This is a genomic window from Bifidobacterium sp. JNUCC 75 (genome assembly GCF_054819865.1).
Map to the genome: position 1 here is coordinate 842,161 of NZ_JBTHIF010000001.1, position 16,949 is coordinate 859,109.

14 protein-coding genes are annotated in these 16,949 nt (G+C 59.6%); 9 read left to right on the forward strand and 5 right to left on the reverse strand.

Annotated features, from left to right (window positions below):
* Positions 1–8: 8 nt before the first annotated feature.
* The 3 genes from ACVWNW_RS03590 to ACVWNW_RS03600 form a co-directional block, all read right to left on the reverse strand.
* Positions 9–938, reverse strand: coding sequence for a carbohydrate ABC transporter permease (locus ACVWNW_RS03590; protein ID WP_052733382.1), 930 nt, complete (start codon positions 936–938; stop codon positions 9–11).
* Between the two features lie 18 nt (positions 939–956).
* Positions 957–1,949: an ABC transporter permease gene (locus tag ACVWNW_RS03595; RefSeq protein ID WP_046323394.1), complete on the reverse strand. Its 993-nt coding sequence runs from the start codon at positions 1,947–1,949 to the stop codon at positions 957–959.
* Positions 1,950–2,192: 243 nt separating this feature from the next.
* Entirely contained in the window at positions 2,193–3,197 is a 1,005-nt protein-coding gene (locus ACVWNW_RS03600; protein ID WP_454483083.1) for a LacI family DNA-binding transcriptional regulator, read from the reverse strand.
* A gap of 193 nt (positions 3,198–3,390) precedes the next feature.
* Here ACVWNW_RS03600 and ACVWNW_RS03605 point away from each other — a divergent pair, with 193 nt between their 5' ends.
* Positions 3,391–7,158: a glycosyl hydrolase 115 family protein gene (locus ACVWNW_RS03605; RefSeq protein ID WP_198191309.1), complete on the forward strand. Its 3,768-nt coding sequence runs from the start codon at positions 3,391–3,393 to the stop codon at positions 7,156–7,158.
* 2 nt (positions 7,159–7,160) lie between these two features.
* On the opposite strand, the gene ACVWNW_RS03610 is transcribed toward ACVWNW_RS03605, so the two are convergent.
* Entirely contained in the window at positions 7,161–11,072 is a 3,912-nt protein-coding gene (locus ACVWNW_RS03610) for an LPXTG cell wall anchor domain-containing protein (RefSeq protein ID WP_454483085.1), read from the reverse strand.
* 157 nt (positions 11,073–11,229) lie between these two features.
* Between ACVWNW_RS03610 and ACVWNW_RS03615 the strand changes: the two genes are divergently transcribed.
* The 6 genes from ACVWNW_RS03615 to ACVWNW_RS03640 all read left to right on the forward strand — a co-directional run bounded on the left by ACVWNW_RS03615 (position 11,230) and on the right by ACVWNW_RS03640 (position 14,578).
* Positions 11,230–11,721: an inorganic diphosphatase gene (locus ACVWNW_RS03615; protein WP_144178316.1), complete on the forward strand. Its 492-nt coding sequence runs from the start codon at positions 11,230–11,232 to the stop codon at positions 11,719–11,721.
* A 150-nt stretch (positions 11,722–11,871) separates the two neighbouring features.
* Positions 11,872–12,318: a DUF3290 family protein gene (locus ACVWNW_RS03620; protein ID WP_045924896.1), complete on the forward strand. Its 447-nt coding sequence runs from the start codon at positions 11,872–11,874 to the stop codon at positions 12,316–12,318.
* A gap of 3 nt (positions 12,319–12,321) precedes the next feature.
* Positions 12,322–12,966, forward strand: a complete 645-nt coding sequence (locus ACVWNW_RS03625; RefSeq protein WP_198177229.1) for a DUF421 domain-containing protein — start codon at positions 12,322–12,324, stop codon at positions 12,964–12,966.
* A 278-nt stretch (positions 12,967–13,244) separates the two neighbouring features.
* Positions 13,245–13,436, forward strand: coding sequence for a type II toxin-antitoxin system RelE/ParE family toxin (locus tag ACVWNW_RS03630; RefSeq protein WP_461196361.1), 192 nt, complete (start codon positions 13,245–13,247; stop codon positions 13,434–13,436).
* Between the two features lie 50 nt (positions 13,437–13,486).
* Entirely contained in the window at positions 13,487–13,798 is a 312-nt protein-coding gene (locus ACVWNW_RS03635) for an addiction module antidote protein (protein ID WP_218054084.1), read from the forward strand.
* A 216-nt stretch (positions 13,799–14,014) separates the two neighbouring features.
* A complete protein-coding gene (locus ACVWNW_RS03640) occupies positions 14,015–14,578 on the forward strand; it encodes a manganese efflux pump MntP (RefSeq protein ID WP_454483088.1) in 564 nt (187 codons plus the stop codon).
* Position 14,579: 1 nt separating this feature from the next.
* Here the strand turns inward: ACVWNW_RS03640 and ACVWNW_RS03645 are convergent, their stop codons facing one another.
* Positions 14,580–15,242, reverse strand: coding sequence for a hypothetical protein (locus ACVWNW_RS03645; protein WP_144178311.1), 663 nt, complete (start codon positions 15,240–15,242; stop codon positions 14,580–14,582).
* 161 nt (positions 15,243–15,403) lie between these two features.
* Between ACVWNW_RS03645 and ACVWNW_RS03650 the strand changes: the two genes are divergently transcribed.
* Both ACVWNW_RS03650 and nth read left to right on the forward strand, forming a co-directional pair.
* A complete protein-coding gene (locus tag ACVWNW_RS03650) occupies positions 15,404–16,234 on the forward strand; it encodes a winged helix-turn-helix transcriptional regulator (RefSeq protein ID WP_454483089.1) in 831 nt (276 codons plus the stop codon).
* Positions 16,235–16,295: 61 nt separating this feature from the next.
* Positions 16,296–16,943, forward strand: a complete 648-nt coding sequence (gene nth / locus ACVWNW_RS03655) for an endonuclease III (RefSeq protein ID WP_261253898.1) — start codon at positions 16,296–16,298, stop codon at positions 16,941–16,943.
* Positions 16,944–16,949: the final 6 nt, after the last annotated feature.

Consider the following 16,949-nt stretch of genomic DNA (forward strand, 5'->3'; position numbering starts at 1 on the left):
GGGACCGGTCAGCCCTTGATGGCCCCGATCATGACACCTTTGTTGAAGTACTTCTGGATAAAGGGATAAATGACCAGCAGGGGCAGGGTAGAGACGATGATGACCCCATACTTGATCTGGTCGGCGTATTCCTGGCCGTATCCAGCCCCGGAGGTGGCCCCCGATCCGCCCTGGAAAGCCTGATTCGACAGGAGGATGTCCCTGAGCACTATCTGCAGGGGCTGCTTGTCATAGGTGCGGATGTAGACCAAGCCGGTGAAGAAGTCGTTCCAGTGGCCCACCATGTAATAGAGGCCGATGACCGCAACGATGGCACTGGATAGGGGCAGCACCACGCGGGTGAGATAACGGAACCAGCCCGCGCCGTCGATCTGGGCCGCGTCATGCAGATCCTCGGGAATGCTGGTCTCGAAGAAGGACCGGGCGATGATCAGATTGTAGACGCTGACGGCTCCGGGGATGACGAAGACGGCCCAGGAATCCAGCAGGCCCATCTGCTTGTAGAGCAGGTAGGTGGGAATCAGCCCGCCGTTGATGAACATGGTCACGGTGAAGAAGAGCATGATCAGACGGCGACCTCGCAGCTCGCGGCGCGAAAGGGCAAAGGCCGCAGGCATGGTGACCACCAGATTCAGGGCAGTGCCGACAACCGTGTACAACAGGGTGTTCCTGTATCCATTCCAAATGCGTCCGTCGCCGAGGATCTGCCGGAATCCATACAGGGAGAAACCCTTGGGCAGCCAGCTGACCTGCCCGGTATTGACCATGGTCTGGTCGGAGACCGAGGCGATGATGATGAACCATATGGGGTAGATGATGCTGGCGACCACCGCCAGGAGGAGAATGACGATGACCAGATCGGCAAATCGGTCCTTCCAGCTCTGAGGATGGGTGAGCCGCCGGATACCGCTGCTCTTGATGCCATGGTTGATGCTCATGTCGGCTTCCTTCCGGATTCAGAAGATGCTGGTGTCGGAGATACGCTTCGAGATTTGATTGGCGGTGACCAGGAAGATCAGATTGATCACCGTATTGAACAGGCCTATAGCCGTCGAGTAGGAGAACTGATTCTGCAAAATGCCGATTTTGTAGGTGTATGTACTGATGACCTCGGAGGCCGGCAGATTCAGGGTGTTCTGCATGAGGAAGACCTTCTCGAAGCCCACGTTGAGCACACCTCCCATGTTGAGGATGAGCAGAATGCCAGCAGTAGGCAGGATGGCGGGAATGTCGATGTAGCGGATCAGCTGGAAGCGGCCGGCGCCATCCATTCTGGCCGCCTCATAGAGGGCCGTATCCACAGAGCTCAGAGCCGCCAGATAGATGATTGAATTCCACCCCATATGCTGCCAGACTTCGCTGATCCAGTAGATGGGGGTGAAGGCTGCGGGATCTCCCATGAAGTTTGGATTCACCACATGCAGAAAAGCCAAAAAGCGGGTCAGCAGCCCTGAGGAGGGGGTAAGGAAGAGATTGATCATTGCCACAATGACCACGGTGGAGATGAAGTGGGGCATATAGGTGATGGTCTGCACAAATCCCTTGACCTTGCCGGAATGGATCTGGTTGATGAGCAGGGCCAGAATGATGGGTGCGATGAAACCCATGACCAGGGTCCACAGACTGATGCGGACCGTGTTGATCATCAGTGGCTTGAACATGGGTGAGGCGAAGAACTGGCGGAAGTAGTAGAAGCCCACCCATTTGCCACCGGTCAGGCCCTTGGTGAAGTCGAAATCGCGGAAGGCCAGCTGGATGCCGTACATGGGGCCGTAATGGAATATGGCCACAAAAACGATGGCAGGAAGCACCATCACCCACAGGGGCCAGCAACGATGCGCATATTCAGCGAAGCTCTCCCGACGGCGCCCACGCCTGTCCGAGGTCTGTTTCCGCCGGAAGCGGGATGATCCGCGCTCTGAGTTCAATGCATCCTTGTGCGAGGTCATGACATGTCCCTTCTTCATCGAGTGGGATGCGCAGGAGCCGAAAGGATCAACCTCGATCGCACTTGAAACCGGACCAGACGACCTGCGGCTCTAATGCCTATCGGCAACTCCGACATGGTCATGATAAGAAGGAAAGAAAAATTTGTCAAATGAAAAAGTTTCTTAAGATTAAAGGGCGAAAGACTCGCTTATGGCGGTGAAATTGCGATTGCAGTGATATCCGAAATTGAGCGACGGACTGCTTTAGAGCGGCATTCTGGTAGAGGCGCGCTGGACCAGCGTGCCCTTGACGCATTCGATACCTTGGTGACCTCGGCCGTCCAGCATGTCAGCAAGGCAGCTGGCCGCCCTGGTGCCGATGGCCTTCAGATTCAGGTCGACGCTGGTCAGCGGAGGACGCGAGTTGCCGACAATGACCGTACGATTGTCAACCCCAACCACCGATACCCTATCCGGCACGGCAATATGCCGATCATGCAGGATATCTAGGCACCCCCGGGCTATCTCGTCGTTGCCACAAGCCACGCCGTCGAAGTCGATGCCCTCATCCAGCAAGCCAATCATGGTGCGACGTCCGGTCTCTTCGTTCCAGCCCCCATACCGAACTGTACGCACAGCAGCCAAACCACGGCTATCCAGTTCGGCCATCTCACCCTTGAGTCTCCTGACCGAGGACTGGAAGGCTGGATCGCCAGCAATCAGCACGATTTTTTTGGATCCACCCTCGACCAGATGCCGTACCATCAGCCGCCCGATATCCTCGTTGTCAGTGATAACCGAGCAGTCATGGGGATCCAGAGACGCCTGATTGGCATAGACAACCGGCACCGGGCAGCTGGTCAGCGCTGGCCGCGGATCGGTACGCCATCCGACCATCAGCAGCCCTTTGACGCCATAGGCCAGCAGATTATCTATATGGTGCTGTTCAAGAGCCGGATCCCTGCCTGCGTTGCAGAGAAAAACCGGAATGGACTCGACTCCGAAGTAACTTTCCGCGCCGATCAGGATGGGCATGGAAAACTGACCGTCCAGGTCCGAAGTGACCAGCCCCACCGACTTTGGCAGGCTGGGAGGTTGGGACTGTTTCTGACGCTCATTGAGCGAAAAGGAGAGCTCCGCCGCGGCCTTGAACACCTTGGCCCTTGTCGGACCGCTGACCTGTGCGCTGTTGCGTAGCGCCTTGGAGGCTGTGGACACCGCAACCCCCGCCTTGGCAGCCACGTCGGCCAGCGTCACTTTCTTGCTCATCGGATCGCCTCCCGGCTCTGCTGGACTGTGAGCGTCTCCAACTATGGTAATGGAGAGAGGCGGCCATCGAGCACTGCCAGCCGCGTTCATCTTTTTGCTTATTGAAAATTTTCCTAATCAGGTGTTAGCCTATGGGTGTCCGAACACAGGCGGCGGAGCATCCGCCTGATCAGCAGACAGTGGGAGCGCCACCATGGTCACCTTGTTTCATCCCCAGCCCGGAACCATCCCAGTGAATGCCGGGTCGGGCGCAGTTCTGGCCGATTCAGGGGTCCAGCCTAATTGGCTGCTTGATCATGGTGAGGATTCGGCCGTGCAAATTGCGGCAAGCAACCTGATGAGGGATTTTGCGACCGTCACGGGCCGGACCCAGAGACCGACCAATCTGATCGACGAGAGCAGCCCGACCATCTGCCTGGGCACCCTGGGCCATTCCAGTTGGATCGACTCGGCTGTCTGCTCCGACCAGCTCGATCTGACCCCGCTCAAGGACCCCCAAGGAGAATATCGATGGGAAGGTTTCACCTTGCAGGTCATCGACGGCACCCTCTATATCGCCGGGACTGATCGGCGCGGAACCGTCTACGGGATCTACGCTCTCAGCCGGGCCATCGGCATCTCACCCTTGCACTGGTGGGGGAACGTGCCGGCACGTCACCATGAACGGATATGCCTGCCCGACGATCTGCGCGTCTTCGACTGGCCCTCGGTCAAATACCGGGGCTTCTTCATCAACGACGAAGAGGAGCTGGACGACTGGGCTCGCCTGCACACTCCCGACGGAACCATCGGGCCGACGACCTACGAAAAAGTCTTTGACCTGATTCTGCGGCTGGGCGGCAACTATCTGTGGCCGGCCATGCACGTCAACGCCTTCAATGCTGATCCGCGTAACGGCAGGCTTGCCCAGAGCATGGGGATTGTCATCGGAAGCAGCCACTGCGACATGCTCCTGCGGAGCAACCAGCATGAGTGGGACCCCTGGGTGGCCTCGCAGGGCACGCATGTGGACTATGACTATTCGTTGCCCGGACACAACCGGGATATGATTCGGCGCTACTGGTCGCAGAGCGTGGACATGAACCGGAACTACGAGGTCACCTGGACCCTGGGCATGCGCGGCATACACGACACAGGCCTGACCACGCGCGCCATCGACGAGGATCCGAACCTGGACCAGGAGGGTCGCCTGCGAGCGCGGGTCGATCTGCTCGGTCGGATCATTCGCGACCAGAGGGACATCCTGCGTCAGCACCTGGGTCGACCTCCACAGGAGGTACCCCAGCTCTTCATTCCCTACAAGGAGGTGCTGCCCCTCTACGACGCGGGCCTGGACCTGCCCGAAGACGTGACCATCATGTGGGTCAATGACAACTACGGGTATATGCGTCGCTTCCCCAATCAGGCCGAACGGACACGCAGCGGAGGCAATGGGGTCTACTACCACAGCTCCTACTGGGCGCCACCGAGGACCAGTTACCGCTGCACCTCATCCACTCCCCTGGCTCTGATGAACGACCAGCTGGGCAAGTGCTGGGATCGGGGCATCCGCCGGGTATGGATAGATAATCTGGGAGCCATCAAGCGCCTGGAGCTGGAGGGATCCTACTTCCTCCACCTGGCCTGGAATGCAGACGAGGATCACCACAGTCTGTCGGCCCGGGACTTCGTGGCCGCCTGGTTCGACCAGACCTTCGCCGACGATCGCGGCTCTGAGGTGGCCGACCTGTGCATGAGCTACTACCGGATCAACAATCAGACCAAAATCGAGCACCTGCACGAGGACTCCTTCACCCAGACAGGTTACGACGACGAGGCCGGCGGCCGCCTTGCAGCCTTACGGGAACTCGCTGAGCGCTCGCACAATCTTGGCAGGAGCATGAAGCCAGAGTTTCGCGAAGCCTATCGATCGCTGGTGGACCTGAAGATCGCCATGGCCTACTACGTGAACGCCCAGTTCTACCATGCGGACCGCAGCCGCCTTGAGGCCGCCAGAAGCGCCTTGCCAGCCGCCGACAGGCAGATGAAGATCTCCCATCTCTTCCAGGGGATGATCCGGGCTCTGCTCCATTGGTACAACAAGGAGCTGGCACAAGGCGGTTGGGACGGCATCCTCACTCCCAACAGGTTCCCTCCTCCCACGCTGCCTCAGTACCCGGCTTGCAGGCCGGTGAGGGTTCAACCAAACCAGGGACTGATCCTGACGCCACAGGGAGCACAGGAGGGCGTCATAGTCCCGGGCGATGGCAATCACGCCAAGCTGGTCTTCGATCCCTATGGCATCACCGACCGTTGGATTGACCTGGACCTTATGGGAAGCCCTGCACAGGAAGTGTGCATCAGCGCCGATCAGGACTGGATCCGTCTGCCAGTGGAACGACGAATTGTCAGGGATGAATGGCGAATCCATGTCCAGGTCGAAAACGCCTCAACACATGCGGGTCGCCAGGGTACTCTAACCATCATCACCCGTCCCAGCAAGCCGGAGACAACTGAAAAAGCCTGGTCTACCCCGATCAGGGTCGATGTTCTAGTAGGCGAGAATCCTGGCCTCAGACAAGGATTCACCGGCTACGTCGAGGCGGATGGCCACATCAGCATGGATCCCTCACGCGGACGCGTCAACCCCGACCTCACTCAGGCCACCGCTTGGCTAGCGACGCAAGACCTGGGACGTTTTGGCCCAAGCCTGATGCAGACCAAGGGCTGGAGCGACCCGGAAGCAGGAAGCGGGGCCTGTCTGAGTCTGGACTTCTGGCTGAAGACTCCCGGCCGCCATCGTCTGGAGGTTCACCGGCTGCCCACTCTAAACTCACGTGGGCGAATTCGCCTGCGTGTCAGCCTGGATGGCGACCAGGGCGAAATCCTGGAATCTTCCACCACTGACGAGTTCCGTGGCAACTGGCAGGAGACCATCGTATACAACGCCGAACAGCTGGCCATGATCCTGCCCTATTTGAAGGCCGGACCCCACCGGCTGCAGCTGATCGCCGTGGACGACTCCTTCGGCATCGACAAAGTCGTGATCAACACCGGCCGGGAACGGCCCAGCCGACTGGGACCGGCCTTCAGTACCTGGGTGACAGGTAGACAGCCCTCCAAACAGACCGACAACCGGAGCTCTCACACATTTCATAAAGACAAGGCTCAGACCGGCAATCAGATTACGGACCATCAGCCAACGCCCACGGCCGAGGTCTTGGACCGCCCCTTACGGAACCTGGCCATCAGTGATTACGGAATCGATCCGGACCACACCCCGGAAGAACCTGTACCCTACTTCGATCAGGACTACTGGCTTCACGGCGGTTTGTATACACGGCCGAAGCTGGTCTGGCCTGCCGGGCATCAGCATGAGCAGAAGCTCAGCCAGGACAATGACGCCAACAAGACCCCAGAGCATATCTACCTTGAGCCCGCCGACTGCCTAAGACAGGACGAAAACGCCTGGCTGTCACAGAATGGTCCACAGAATGGCAGGCGTCGGAAGGGCTGCTGGGTCCCTACCAACGCCCCCATTCACAGGGGCCGGGGCCTGGCCATGCGGACCGAGCCAAGGCAACAGCTCTGGCCCAAACCCGGCCGAGCTCCCGGCATAAACCTGGCCTTCCAGGTTGACAGGCCAGGCAACTACCGGATCTGGCTCCTAGCCCAGTTCGCCTCCGACCTGGAGGACTCCTGCCATGTGATCTTGGACGGCGACCCGCTGGCCCCGGACGACATCTTCCCCCGAGGGGGAAGACTGATGACCTTCGCCACGGAGCATGTCTGGGGATGGTCGGAGATGGCCGCCGTCCACCTGACCGGCGGTCGGCACGTGCTGACCTTGGAGCCGGAACGGGCCGGCATGCGCATCGCACGTGTCTACCTGTCCTGCGATGGATCACGGCCTCCCTTGGATGAGCAGTGGCCCAGCGAGAAAGACGACAGACCAGGGGACACGCATGGGCTGGACGTGTGAAATCAGCGGTCACTGCCGCCCCTACGGCCCTTGGACGCCCGCCTGACCAGGCCGAAGAGGAGCGAGCCAGTCATGACTGCCGCTGCAACGATGGCCAGAGGAAGAGCTACAGCTGCCCCTGTTCCGGGCAATGCTTCCCCAAGGGCGTTCCAATCGTCGCTATTGGAACGGACAGCCCGATCCGAACACAGCAGACGGCCGTCGACCATCACGCCCCGGGAATCAGGCCGTACAGAAGCCTTGCCGGCATCTTCCCGCTCAGGAAGGGTCGCATCCTCTTCTACCGGACAGGGCACCAGGGGACTGCCGATCACCCTGGCCCTGTCGGTGTGCCGACCTGATATGCCCGTCACCGTGGCATGCACGGCTACAGACTGGCCAGGTCGTAGCATCAGGGTCGACCAGTTGTCGGGATAGCGAATCCCAGTCACCCGCCCCTGACCAACGACTGTCTGATCCTCCAAACGCAGTTGCCGGGCGGGGAAGATGGCTCCGGTCCCATCGCCGGGATCGCGAGGAGAATCATTGGTGATCCGGAAGACAATGGGGACATCATCATGAGTTCGAAGGGCCTGTTCCGGCTGATCCCGATCACCCTTGGGCAAACCGCCGGCCTGATCAAACTTCTCGATATGCAGTGCCGGGGTCATATCGGGCGTTCTGGTCCAGACCGTGTTGGAGACCATGGTCTTGTCCTGATAGAACTCAGTAAATCGGTTCTCATGACGTTCAACTTTCTTCAGCCGTCTACATTGCAGGTAGGCCCTCCAGCCGACCGGGCGGTCGCCTGAAGCGCTGACCAATGCCAGATATCGCGGTGTAGCCTCCACTTTGACCAGACCTGCCGGGTCTGCGGTCATCGTGAACAAGGGACCGCCATGAATATCTGCGGACATATCCGAACCAGCCATAATCCGTCCATGATGAATCAGGATGCGCCCATTCTCGTAGAGATCCTGGTTGGCGTAGACGGCCCAATGGCCGGTGAACCGGTCCACAGAGGGGTCCAGCCGATCCTCGATCCGCCAGGTTTTCACCTGCGGATAGGCCCGTCCGGCCGGCAGCAGACTTGAGTCCAGACGATAGAGGAAGAGCCGGCCACGGTAGAGACTGCTGCTGTGAGCGCTGTCCCCGCCCACGTCCACTACCACATCCTTGGCGGGATTGAGCGGTTTGACCGGATTAGCGACCACATTGGTGGCTTTGCGCATGTCGTTGACTATCTGAGTCGCCTGGTTGCGCACCACGTGACCAGGCTCTGCACGGATGACCGTGTAAGGCAGGACCAGATCGTAGGTGCGCCCCAGCAAGCCTTGGTCAATGGCCGGCTCCCTGAGGGGACTATGGCCTCGGGCAGCGGCATAGGCAGCCAGATCGGGAGGCTGAGGATCTCCTTTGAGGGTCGCACCTGTGGCCGGAACATAGGTGTCCACAGTTTTGGCGAAGACCAGAACCATACCGTTTCTTACCTGGATATTGAAAGCCTTGGTGTAATCGCGGCCGTCGGAGCCCAGGACCTCAATGCTCTTGGGATCGATATCCAGATGCCGAGCGTCGTAGGCATCCGTCATGCCCAGCCGCCAGACCGGGTAGGCGGTGTCTTTACGGCGGGCGTCCAGACTAATTCGATAAACTCCCCGGTCACCCACAAAGAGCACCTTGCCGTCGATGCTGATGCCCGGATCATGCGCGCTGACATCGCTCTTTGAGGGATGGAAGTCAGCTGGTGGATTGCTCACTTGGTTGGAGGGGGTCAGTGAATTGTTCAGCGTCAGCAACCACTGATTGCCCACCCGATGATCCCTTGGAGCCTTGGGATCAACCCTGCCCTCAAAGCGCAGGCGGATTCTGGGTTTGCCCCCGGCCCGCCACTTGCTGATACGGGCGGGGTTGGTAATGGCCACCCGCAAACTGTGGTCCTTGTCCTTCCACTTTGTGGCGTATCCGGTCTTGGCGATGATATCGCCGCTCTGCAGGTCAGTAACCTCAAGGGTCTGCTTGTCGGGCACAAACCAGCGGTCATACACATCCGTCAGGATGATTGATTTGACAGGATAGGCCAGATTGTCGGGCAGGCTGGGCTGGGTATCCAACTGATATTCCAGTCGCTGACCGGGGAAGACCCCCTTGCCGTCAACGCTGGCCTGCTCCCCGCCCTGACCAGCCTCGGAGATTACATCCTTGCGTACCGGAGGCAGGTATCCGCAAATGCCTGGCTTGTTGGTCTCCACACTCTGCGTGTTGACTGTCTGGGAACCCGAGTTGGTCAGAGGCTCGCCTTGGCTGCCATGGCCATCAGGAGCCCGGCAAAAGGTCAGCTCCTGGTCAGGTGCTCCACCCATATCCTTGCGGACCTTGGCTGCGCCGCCGCCGTTGGCAAAGCGGACCGTGAAGGGAACCAGCATGGTGACCTGCATAGGGTCCTCCATCCCCTTTAAGCCGTTCAGCCATCCGCTTTTGGCTTGTGCCCGCGCTCGTGTGCCGGTCACGCTGATCTCGAAACGGTCGGTCACATCCCTGCCCTTGGCAGCAATGTCCTCGATGCTGCTGCGGCGGTAGTGCCCGTCTGCATCCGCCTTGGCCTTGGCAACGAAAATGCGAATGGCCCGAGCCCCGTCCTGATCGACCAGATAGTCAGCAGCGATCCAGTCGTCAGTCAGGGCGAAAACCTTGGGTGCCTCAATCAGATGGGCTTCGACAGTGGCGTTGACCACCGACCCCACTCGATCCCCATCCAGAAAGGCATGCCCGTCGGCCCCAGTTCCGTTACTCCACTGCGGGTCTATGACGCTCTTCCACACCCCCGTAGTCGTATCTCGCAGGATCCAGGATTTGTCGGGCCTGGGCTTCCATGTGGGTGTACGACGTTCCGGAGTCGACTGGTCAATCTGCCGGGCGGCGCCCTTCCAGTGGACTCCTCCCTGGTCCAGAATCACCCCGGTCTCTGGCCGCTCGACAGTCACATCCAGCTGCCACACCCAGCGGTGTTTCTGCGGCAGAGCACCGCCCTTCCAGGTTGCTGTGGCCCGGCCACCAGGCGGCCTAGCTCCTTCGGCGGTGTTGAAAATGAATTTGTCAGTCAAATCTTCACCGCTGGTCTGGTCCCTGACATGCTGGCCGCTTATACGGTACTGCTTGCCCTGAGGATTAAAGACATCGCTAAAAGTCAGTTCTCGCCCGCCGTGACCGGTTTCAGTGACGATACGGGTGCGATTGGTCATCCCATCCGCGCTTGTTCCACGATCTACTTCCTTGTCAGGGGGATCCGGCGGCAGATCTGCCGGCTTGGGCTCGTAGTCGTTGAGCATGATCACCACCAGGGAAATGTCATTCTCGTTGCCTGCATACTCGTCAGCAAATTTGTCCAGACTGTCCTCGGGCTGATCCCAGAATGGGTCGCCGGTTCGGTAGGTCACCCCGCGGTTGCTAAAGGTGCTGTTGGCCACCTGGCTTCGCCAGTTATCCATCCAAAGCTTGTGAATAGCCACACAGATCCCGTCAAAGATACGTTGGGATCCCCGATAGCCAGCAACCACTCCCACGCCGGTTACCCGGCAGTGGCCCTGTCCGGATTGGTCTGCATGGGCCTGGTTAAAGCGCGCCTGACAGTTGCCGTTAGCCTCATCCAGAGCCTGACGCTTGACCCGGGCCGTAGTGGCATTGCCCCCATCCACCACACCCATCTGGGACAACGCCCTGTCTATGCTGCCTATCTCATAACCGCCAAAAGCGCCCTGGTCGTCATCCTTGTAGGCCCAACCCTGCCAAATCCGGACATTTTCGCCGCCGGGGGGCACAGGTCCGCCACCGGCATGACCCGATCCTCCGCCAGCCACGGCAGGAGCCGCCGGACCGGCAAGGGTCGCCAAGGCAACCAGAGCCGCCAAGAGGCTGACCCGTCTATGCTTGTTCATACTCGTCCTCACTCTTCGCCCGCTCCATGCCTTGAGTATGAGCGACTGCCGGGCGTACAGGTGCGTGAGCGGGAGATTGTGGTCGAATGTGCCGCGGGACGGTTATGCTGTGTATAACACATACCTATGCTGTCCAGACCGAGAAGGAGACAGGACAATGGCAGAGACATTCGACGTGTTGGTCGAGATCCCCCGGGGCTCCCGCAACAAGTATGAGATGGACCACGATAGCGGCCATATCAGGCTGGACCGCACCCTCTTCACCTCTATGGGCTACCCCGACGACTACGGCTACATCGACGGCACCCTGGGCGAGGACGGCGATCCCTTGGATGCTCTGGTCATGATCCCCGATTCGGTCTTCCCGGGCTGCATCGTCGAATGCCGCGCCGTGGGTCTCTACCACATGGTCGACGAGGCCGGCGGGGATGACAAGGTCCTCTGCGTGCCTGCTGATGCCCGCTACGATGCCATCAAGGACATCGACGACGTCTCCGACTTCCACAAGCAGGAAATCAAGCACTTCTTCGAGCAGTACAAGGCTCTGGAACCAGGCAAGGAGGTCATGCCTGGCGACTACTGGACCAACGCCGAGGCTGCTGAGACCCAGATCAAGGCTGCACGCGAGCGCCTGGCCGCCCAGCACTGACCTCTCAAGGCCGACCAGTCGACACAATCACCCCGGCAAGGGCCCAATCGAGCGCCCGAACCGGGGTTTTGCATGCCCAAATCCTCCCAAAACGCGTCTGGCCGTCTACGATTGCCAATTGCGGGTGCGCGCGCAAGGGCAGGAGCGGCTATGACTTTCTACACGTACCAATACCTCAAGGGCGGTCAGACCAACTGGACCATGATCAGGATCATCGTGGTCGTCGTTCTGGCCCTGGCCTTTCTCTTCTTCCTGTTCATGTACTCCCGCCACCGTTGGAACCACAAGTACAAGGATCTGTCCATCATCCTGGCAACCCTGCTCCTGTTGGCGGCGGCCATCCAGTACAGCGACTACACCAATCTGCGCACAGCCAGCCTGCAGAGCGGACAGCTGACCACGGTCATCGACAAATCCGCCGCCAAGCTCAAGGTCGATCCTGAGCAGATCAGCATCAACGACACCTCGCGCAACAACGACATGATCATCAAGACCCCCAAGGGCTACTACACCCTGGTATTCAACAGTTCAGGCTCCGAATTCCTGTTGCAGCGCGCCGACCTGTACCACCCAGACATCACCGTGATCGGAGAGTGACCCATGGATATCAATTTCTACGTCAACGTGGCCCTGAAGCTGATTGTCGGGCTGCTCTTCATCACCCTGCTCATCAATGTGACCGGCAAGGGGAACCTGGCGCCCACCTCGCCCATGGACCAATTGCAGAACTACGTCCTGGGCGGCATCATCGGCGGGGTCATCTACAGCGACAGCATCTCCATGGCCCAGTACATTGTCATCCTGCTGATATGGGCGGCACTGATCCTCATCACTAGGTATGCCAAGACCCACATCCACGCGGTAGGCAAGTACATCGACGGCGAACCGGTCACCATCATCAAGAACGGCAAACTGCTGGTCCAAAACTGTCTCAAGGTCAACCTGACGGCCAAGGAGGTGGACTTCAAGCTACGCACCAAGGGCATCAACGACATACGCGACGTCAAGCGGGGCATCGTCGAACAGAACGGCGGCCTGACCATCATCTCCGAGGGCGACAAGGACGTGCGCTATCCGGTGGTCATGGACGGACGGGTCAATCCCGACGTTCTTGACACCATGGGACGGGACGAGGACTGGCTCGACGAGCAGCTGGCCAAGCAGGGCATACACAAGGTCAGCGATGTGTACATGGCACGCTTCCAGAACGGCGAGTTCTACGCCGTCACCTACCAGGACCAGTAAGACCAGCAATACTCGAAAACCGGCAACGGAATCCGTTAGTCACCCGACATCTAGATGTCATGAGCAATTGCTCTAATGTCTACTGTAGTGTACTCTTTTCTTGTGGGGAATGGGACGCATCTTCTCGAAAATAAGGGAGGGGAAGCGGTACCATGCCCCTGTCCATCATTGAAGTACTGGAGACTGAGGAATTCAGCCGGTGGATTGATGAAATGAAAGACACCCAGTCGGCAGTACGTATCCTGCACTGATGGGAACAAGTAAAGCTATCCGGGCACCTGTTAGGGAACTGGAAGGCTTTGGGAGAAGACGTATTCGAAATGCGTTTTCACTATGGTCCTGGTTACCGCACCTACTTTGGCCTGAAGAACAGACAGGTCGTGCTACTGCTTTGCGGCAGCAGCAAGGCTCGTCAGAAGAGGGACATAGACCAGGCAAAACATCTGTGGAAGTCATATCTGGAAAGCTGATGTCAGCCAACGGTCAAGGAAACGGACCACATAAGGACAGGGTTGTGATGATGTTGAAGATCAGGAAATTTCGTGCAGGCGACCATATACATAGTGAGCAGGCGGCCGTCACCTACCTGCAGGTTGCCATGGAAGAGGCCGACAAGGCCGAAAACCCTCGGCAAGGAGCTGCCATCATCGCAAATGCACTCGGCGAGGTAGCGCGAGCACAGAGGCATATGAGCGCCATCGCCTCGGATGCCGACCGATCCCGTTCGGGCATCTACAAGGCCCTGAGCAATCAGGGGGATCCGGCGCTGAGTACGGTCATCAGCGCCATCCACGCAGCGGGAGGCAGCCTGACAGTTACTATGGCTCGCTAATGGGCCTGTCCGATAGCCTGTCATGCTTGATTCTCCAGCGCTGACAGGTAAAATCTATGTCCATATTGTTATGGCGTAGCATGTGAACGGCATTCAACGAATTCAAAGCCGACTCCAGTCGGCAGTTCCGCGCTCGACGCTCCCGAGGCGTAGGCGGGTTTGAGGAGACCTGGTCGAGGCCCATCCCACCGGGGATGAACCCTTTCAAGGAATGCCGTGTTCTTAAGACTGTTGTTTATCGCTTTAGGTGTATCTTCTGACGCTTTTGCCGTCTCCATCAGCAAGGGACTGTCCGTGGACCGACTGCGGGCCCGCCATCATTGGCTGGTCGGACTTTGGTTCGGCGGATTCCAGACTCTGCTGCCCCTGCTTGGCTACTTCGCAGCCTCCATGCTGCAGGACTCCCTGGCCGCTGTGGATCACTGGATTATCTTCGGCATTCTGTCGGCCATCGGGGTCAACATGATCCGCGAGGGCGTCTACGGCAAGGAAGAAGGAGCGGACGGAGAAGAGAGCTTCTCCTGGCGGCAAATGCTTCCTGCAGCCATAGCCACCAGCATCGACTCATTCGGCGTGGGCGCGGGCCTGGCCCTGCTGGGCATCAACATCTGGCTGTCCGCACTGGTCATCGGATTGGTGACGGCTGCGGTCTCCATAGCGGGATTGCGCATTGGATATGTTGTCGGTTCCCGCTGGCGCAAGCCTGCCAGAATCGCCGGTGGCATCATTCTAATAGTCATGGGCATTCAGATCCTTCTGGATCACCTGATGAATGCCTAGCTCAGATCGTCGTCTGAAGGACGAGGGCCGCCAGTACCACGATGGCTCCGGACAGAAGTACCGACATCAGCGCCAGACCAATGGCTCCGGACTGATCAGCTGCTTCTTCGGCCCAGCGATAGCCTGCGATGATGAGCCCGATCAGCAGCAGCAAGGCCACAAGCACTACCAGGATTGGCATTAGGTCAGGTCCGAAGCCCCTGACCAGCTCTGGCAGGAAGACCCATCCCGAGGCGGCGACAGCAGTGACCCCGCCCATGGCGGTTGCAGAAATGCCCCGGATGACCATCCGCCTGTCCCTACGCAGCATCTGCCGAACAAACATGAACACGGCCAGGAGGGCAAGCAGGAATGCCGCAGTTGACAGCCAGACCCTGAAGGCGTCAGACCCCTGCACGACCAAGGCCGGAACCAGGCAGACCAAGGTCAGCAAACCGAACATGGCTCGGTCTGGGCCGGAGCGAATACCCCGACCCACCAAGGGCCAAGAGGCCAACAGGGCCAATGCCAGCACCAGAACCAGGAAGGCCTGCACCCATCGGGCGACCCGAGGCTCGGCCAACAAGCCCGCCGCCACGCCTGGCAGGATCAGCGCCGCCAGGGCCAGCAGCTGCGTCAGGGCGGGCGCGCGCCCATCCTGGGTTTCTTTTACGGTCTGCGCCATGGGTCCTCCTGCCTGTCCCCATCGGGGAGCCATACGTCACATCCTAGGGCAAGGCCATCCTGTGAACTCGAAGCCCTGTGACGGGCCGATTGTACAATGATGACGACTGTTCAACGAATCCACCCCTCTATGGACGAACGGACAGGGAAGAAGGTACCCCCGTGACGGATCTGACCTTGATGACCTGCGCCGAGGACCCGGCATCGGTTCTGCCAGCCTTGGCACTGCTCTCCCATCGAGTGCGTGTTCTGCCCCTGGACGCCGCCTCCCTGGTAAGAATGCCCGAGGATACGGTGCTGCTGATCGATGCCAGCGACGATCTGGCCGAGGCCAAGACCCTCTGCAACCTGACCCGAGCCTCGGGTCTGTCCACGCCCATCATCCTGATTCTGAGCGAGGGCGGCTTCACTGTGGTCAATGCCAGCTGGGGCGTGGCCGACGTCATCATCCAGTCCGCATCCCCTGCCGAGGTCGAGGCCCGGCTGCGTCTGGTCTGCCAACGCGAGACCCCGACACGCAAGCCGGATGCTCAGCCCGAAGAGGCTGAGGACCAGGTGCCCACTGGTCAGGTCCGCTCGGGCGATCTGGTCGTGGACACCGAAAGCTACACGGCCCGAATCCACGGTCGTCCCATCAATCTGGCCTACAAGGAGTTCGAGCTGCTCAAATACCTGGTTCAGCATCCAGGCAGGGTCTTCACCAGGGCACAGCTCCTCCAGGAGGTCTGGGGCTATGACTACTACGGCGGCACCAGGACGGTTGATGTGCATGTGCGACGCCTCAGGGCCAAGCTGGGCAGCGAGTACGAGCACCTGATCGGCACGGTCCGCAATGTGGGCTACCGGTTCGACCCGCCCTCGTCAGCACGGACGGCCTCAGCCCCCAAGCCTGAGCCGGATGCCGGGACCGACCCAGACCCAGCCAAGCAAGAGTACAGCCAGTCAAAACAATCACAGGACTCCAAGAAGAAGAAAACCGATCATAGTGACTGATGCATCATCAAATCGAAAGCGTCCCCAAGGCAGGGAAAGCAAGGCCCGGCGCCTGGCCCGCATGCACGAGGAGTACCGCATCCTCTGCCAGGTCTTTCCCGAGGCGGTCTGCGCCCTGCACTTTCGCAACCCCTTCGAACTGCTGGTGGCCACAGTTCTGAGCGCCCAAACCACCGATAAGCGGGTAAACTCAGTGACCCCTGAACTCTTCGAACGCTACCCCGATCCCGCAGCCATGGCCCAGGCCCAGCCGAACGAGTTGGAGGCAATCATCCACCCGGTAGGCTTCTACCACGCCAAGGCCCGCCACCTGCTGGGGCTCTCTCAGATGCTGACCGAAGACTACGGCGGCAAGGTCCCCCAGACCATGGAGGAACTGACCAGTCTGCCCGGCGTGGGACGCAAGACCGCCAATGTAGTCCTCGGCAATGCCTTCAACATCCCCGGATTCCCGGTGGACACCCACGTCACCCGGGTCACCGGCCGCCTGCGCTGGCGGACCGACTGGCGCAGCACCCACCCCGATCCAGTGAAGATCGAGCATGAGATCTGCGACTGTTTCCCGCCCGAGGACTGGACCAATCTGTCGCACAGGCTGATCCTCCACGGCCGAGCCACCTGCCACGCCCGCAAGCCCGACTGCCTCCACTGCCCCCTGGCCGAAACATGTCCCAGCGCCGAACTTCTGGCCGGACCGGCCTCTCGATAGAATCAA

What these genes read in the sequence shown, in the direction of transcription:
- ACVWNW_RS03625 (WP_198177229.1), top strand. Translation starts at nt 12,322, where the DNA reads ATGGATATCAATTTCTACGTCAACGTGGCCCTGAAGCTGATTGTCGGG.
- ACVWNW_RS03610 (WP_454483085.1), bottom strand. Translation starts at nt 11,072, where the DNA reads ATGAACAAGCATAGACGGGTCAGCCTCTTGGCGGCTCTGGTTGCCTTG.
- ACVWNW_RS03605 (WP_198191309.1), top strand. Translation starts at nt 3,391, where the DNA reads ATGGTCACCTTGTTTCATCCCCAGCCCGGAACCATCCCAGTGAATGCC.
- ACVWNW_RS03595 (WP_046323394.1), bottom strand. Translation starts at nt 1,949, where the DNA reads ATGACCTCGCACAAGGATGCATTGAACTCAGAGCGCGGATCATCCCGC.
- ACVWNW_RS03635 (WP_218054084.1), top strand. Translation starts at nt 13,487, where the DNA reads ATGTTGAAGATCAGGAAATTTCGTGCAGGCGACCATATACATAGTGAG.
- ACVWNW_RS03590 (WP_052733382.1), bottom strand. Translation starts at nt 938, where the DNA reads ATGAGCATCAACCATGGCATCAAGAGCAGCGGTATCCGGCGGCTCACC.
- ACVWNW_RS03620 (WP_045924896.1), top strand. Translation starts at nt 11,872, where the DNA reads ATGACTTTCTACACGTACCAATACCTCAAGGGCGGTCAGACCAACTGG.
- nth (WP_261253898.1), top strand. Translation starts at nt 16,296, where the DNA reads ATGCACGAGGAGTACCGCATCCTCTGCCAGGTCTTTCCCGAGGCGGTC.
- ACVWNW_RS03615 (WP_144178316.1), top strand. Translation starts at nt 11,230, where the DNA reads ATGGCAGAGACATTCGACGTGTTGGTCGAGATCCCCCGGGGCTCCCGC.
- ACVWNW_RS03645 (WP_144178311.1), bottom strand. Translation starts at nt 15,242, where the DNA reads ATGGCGCAGACCGTAAAAGAAACCCAGGATGGGCGCGCGCCCGCCCTG.
- ACVWNW_RS03600 (WP_454483083.1), bottom strand. Translation starts at nt 3,197, where the DNA reads ATGAGCAAGAAAGTGACGCTGGCCGACGTGGCTGCCAAGGCGGGGGTT.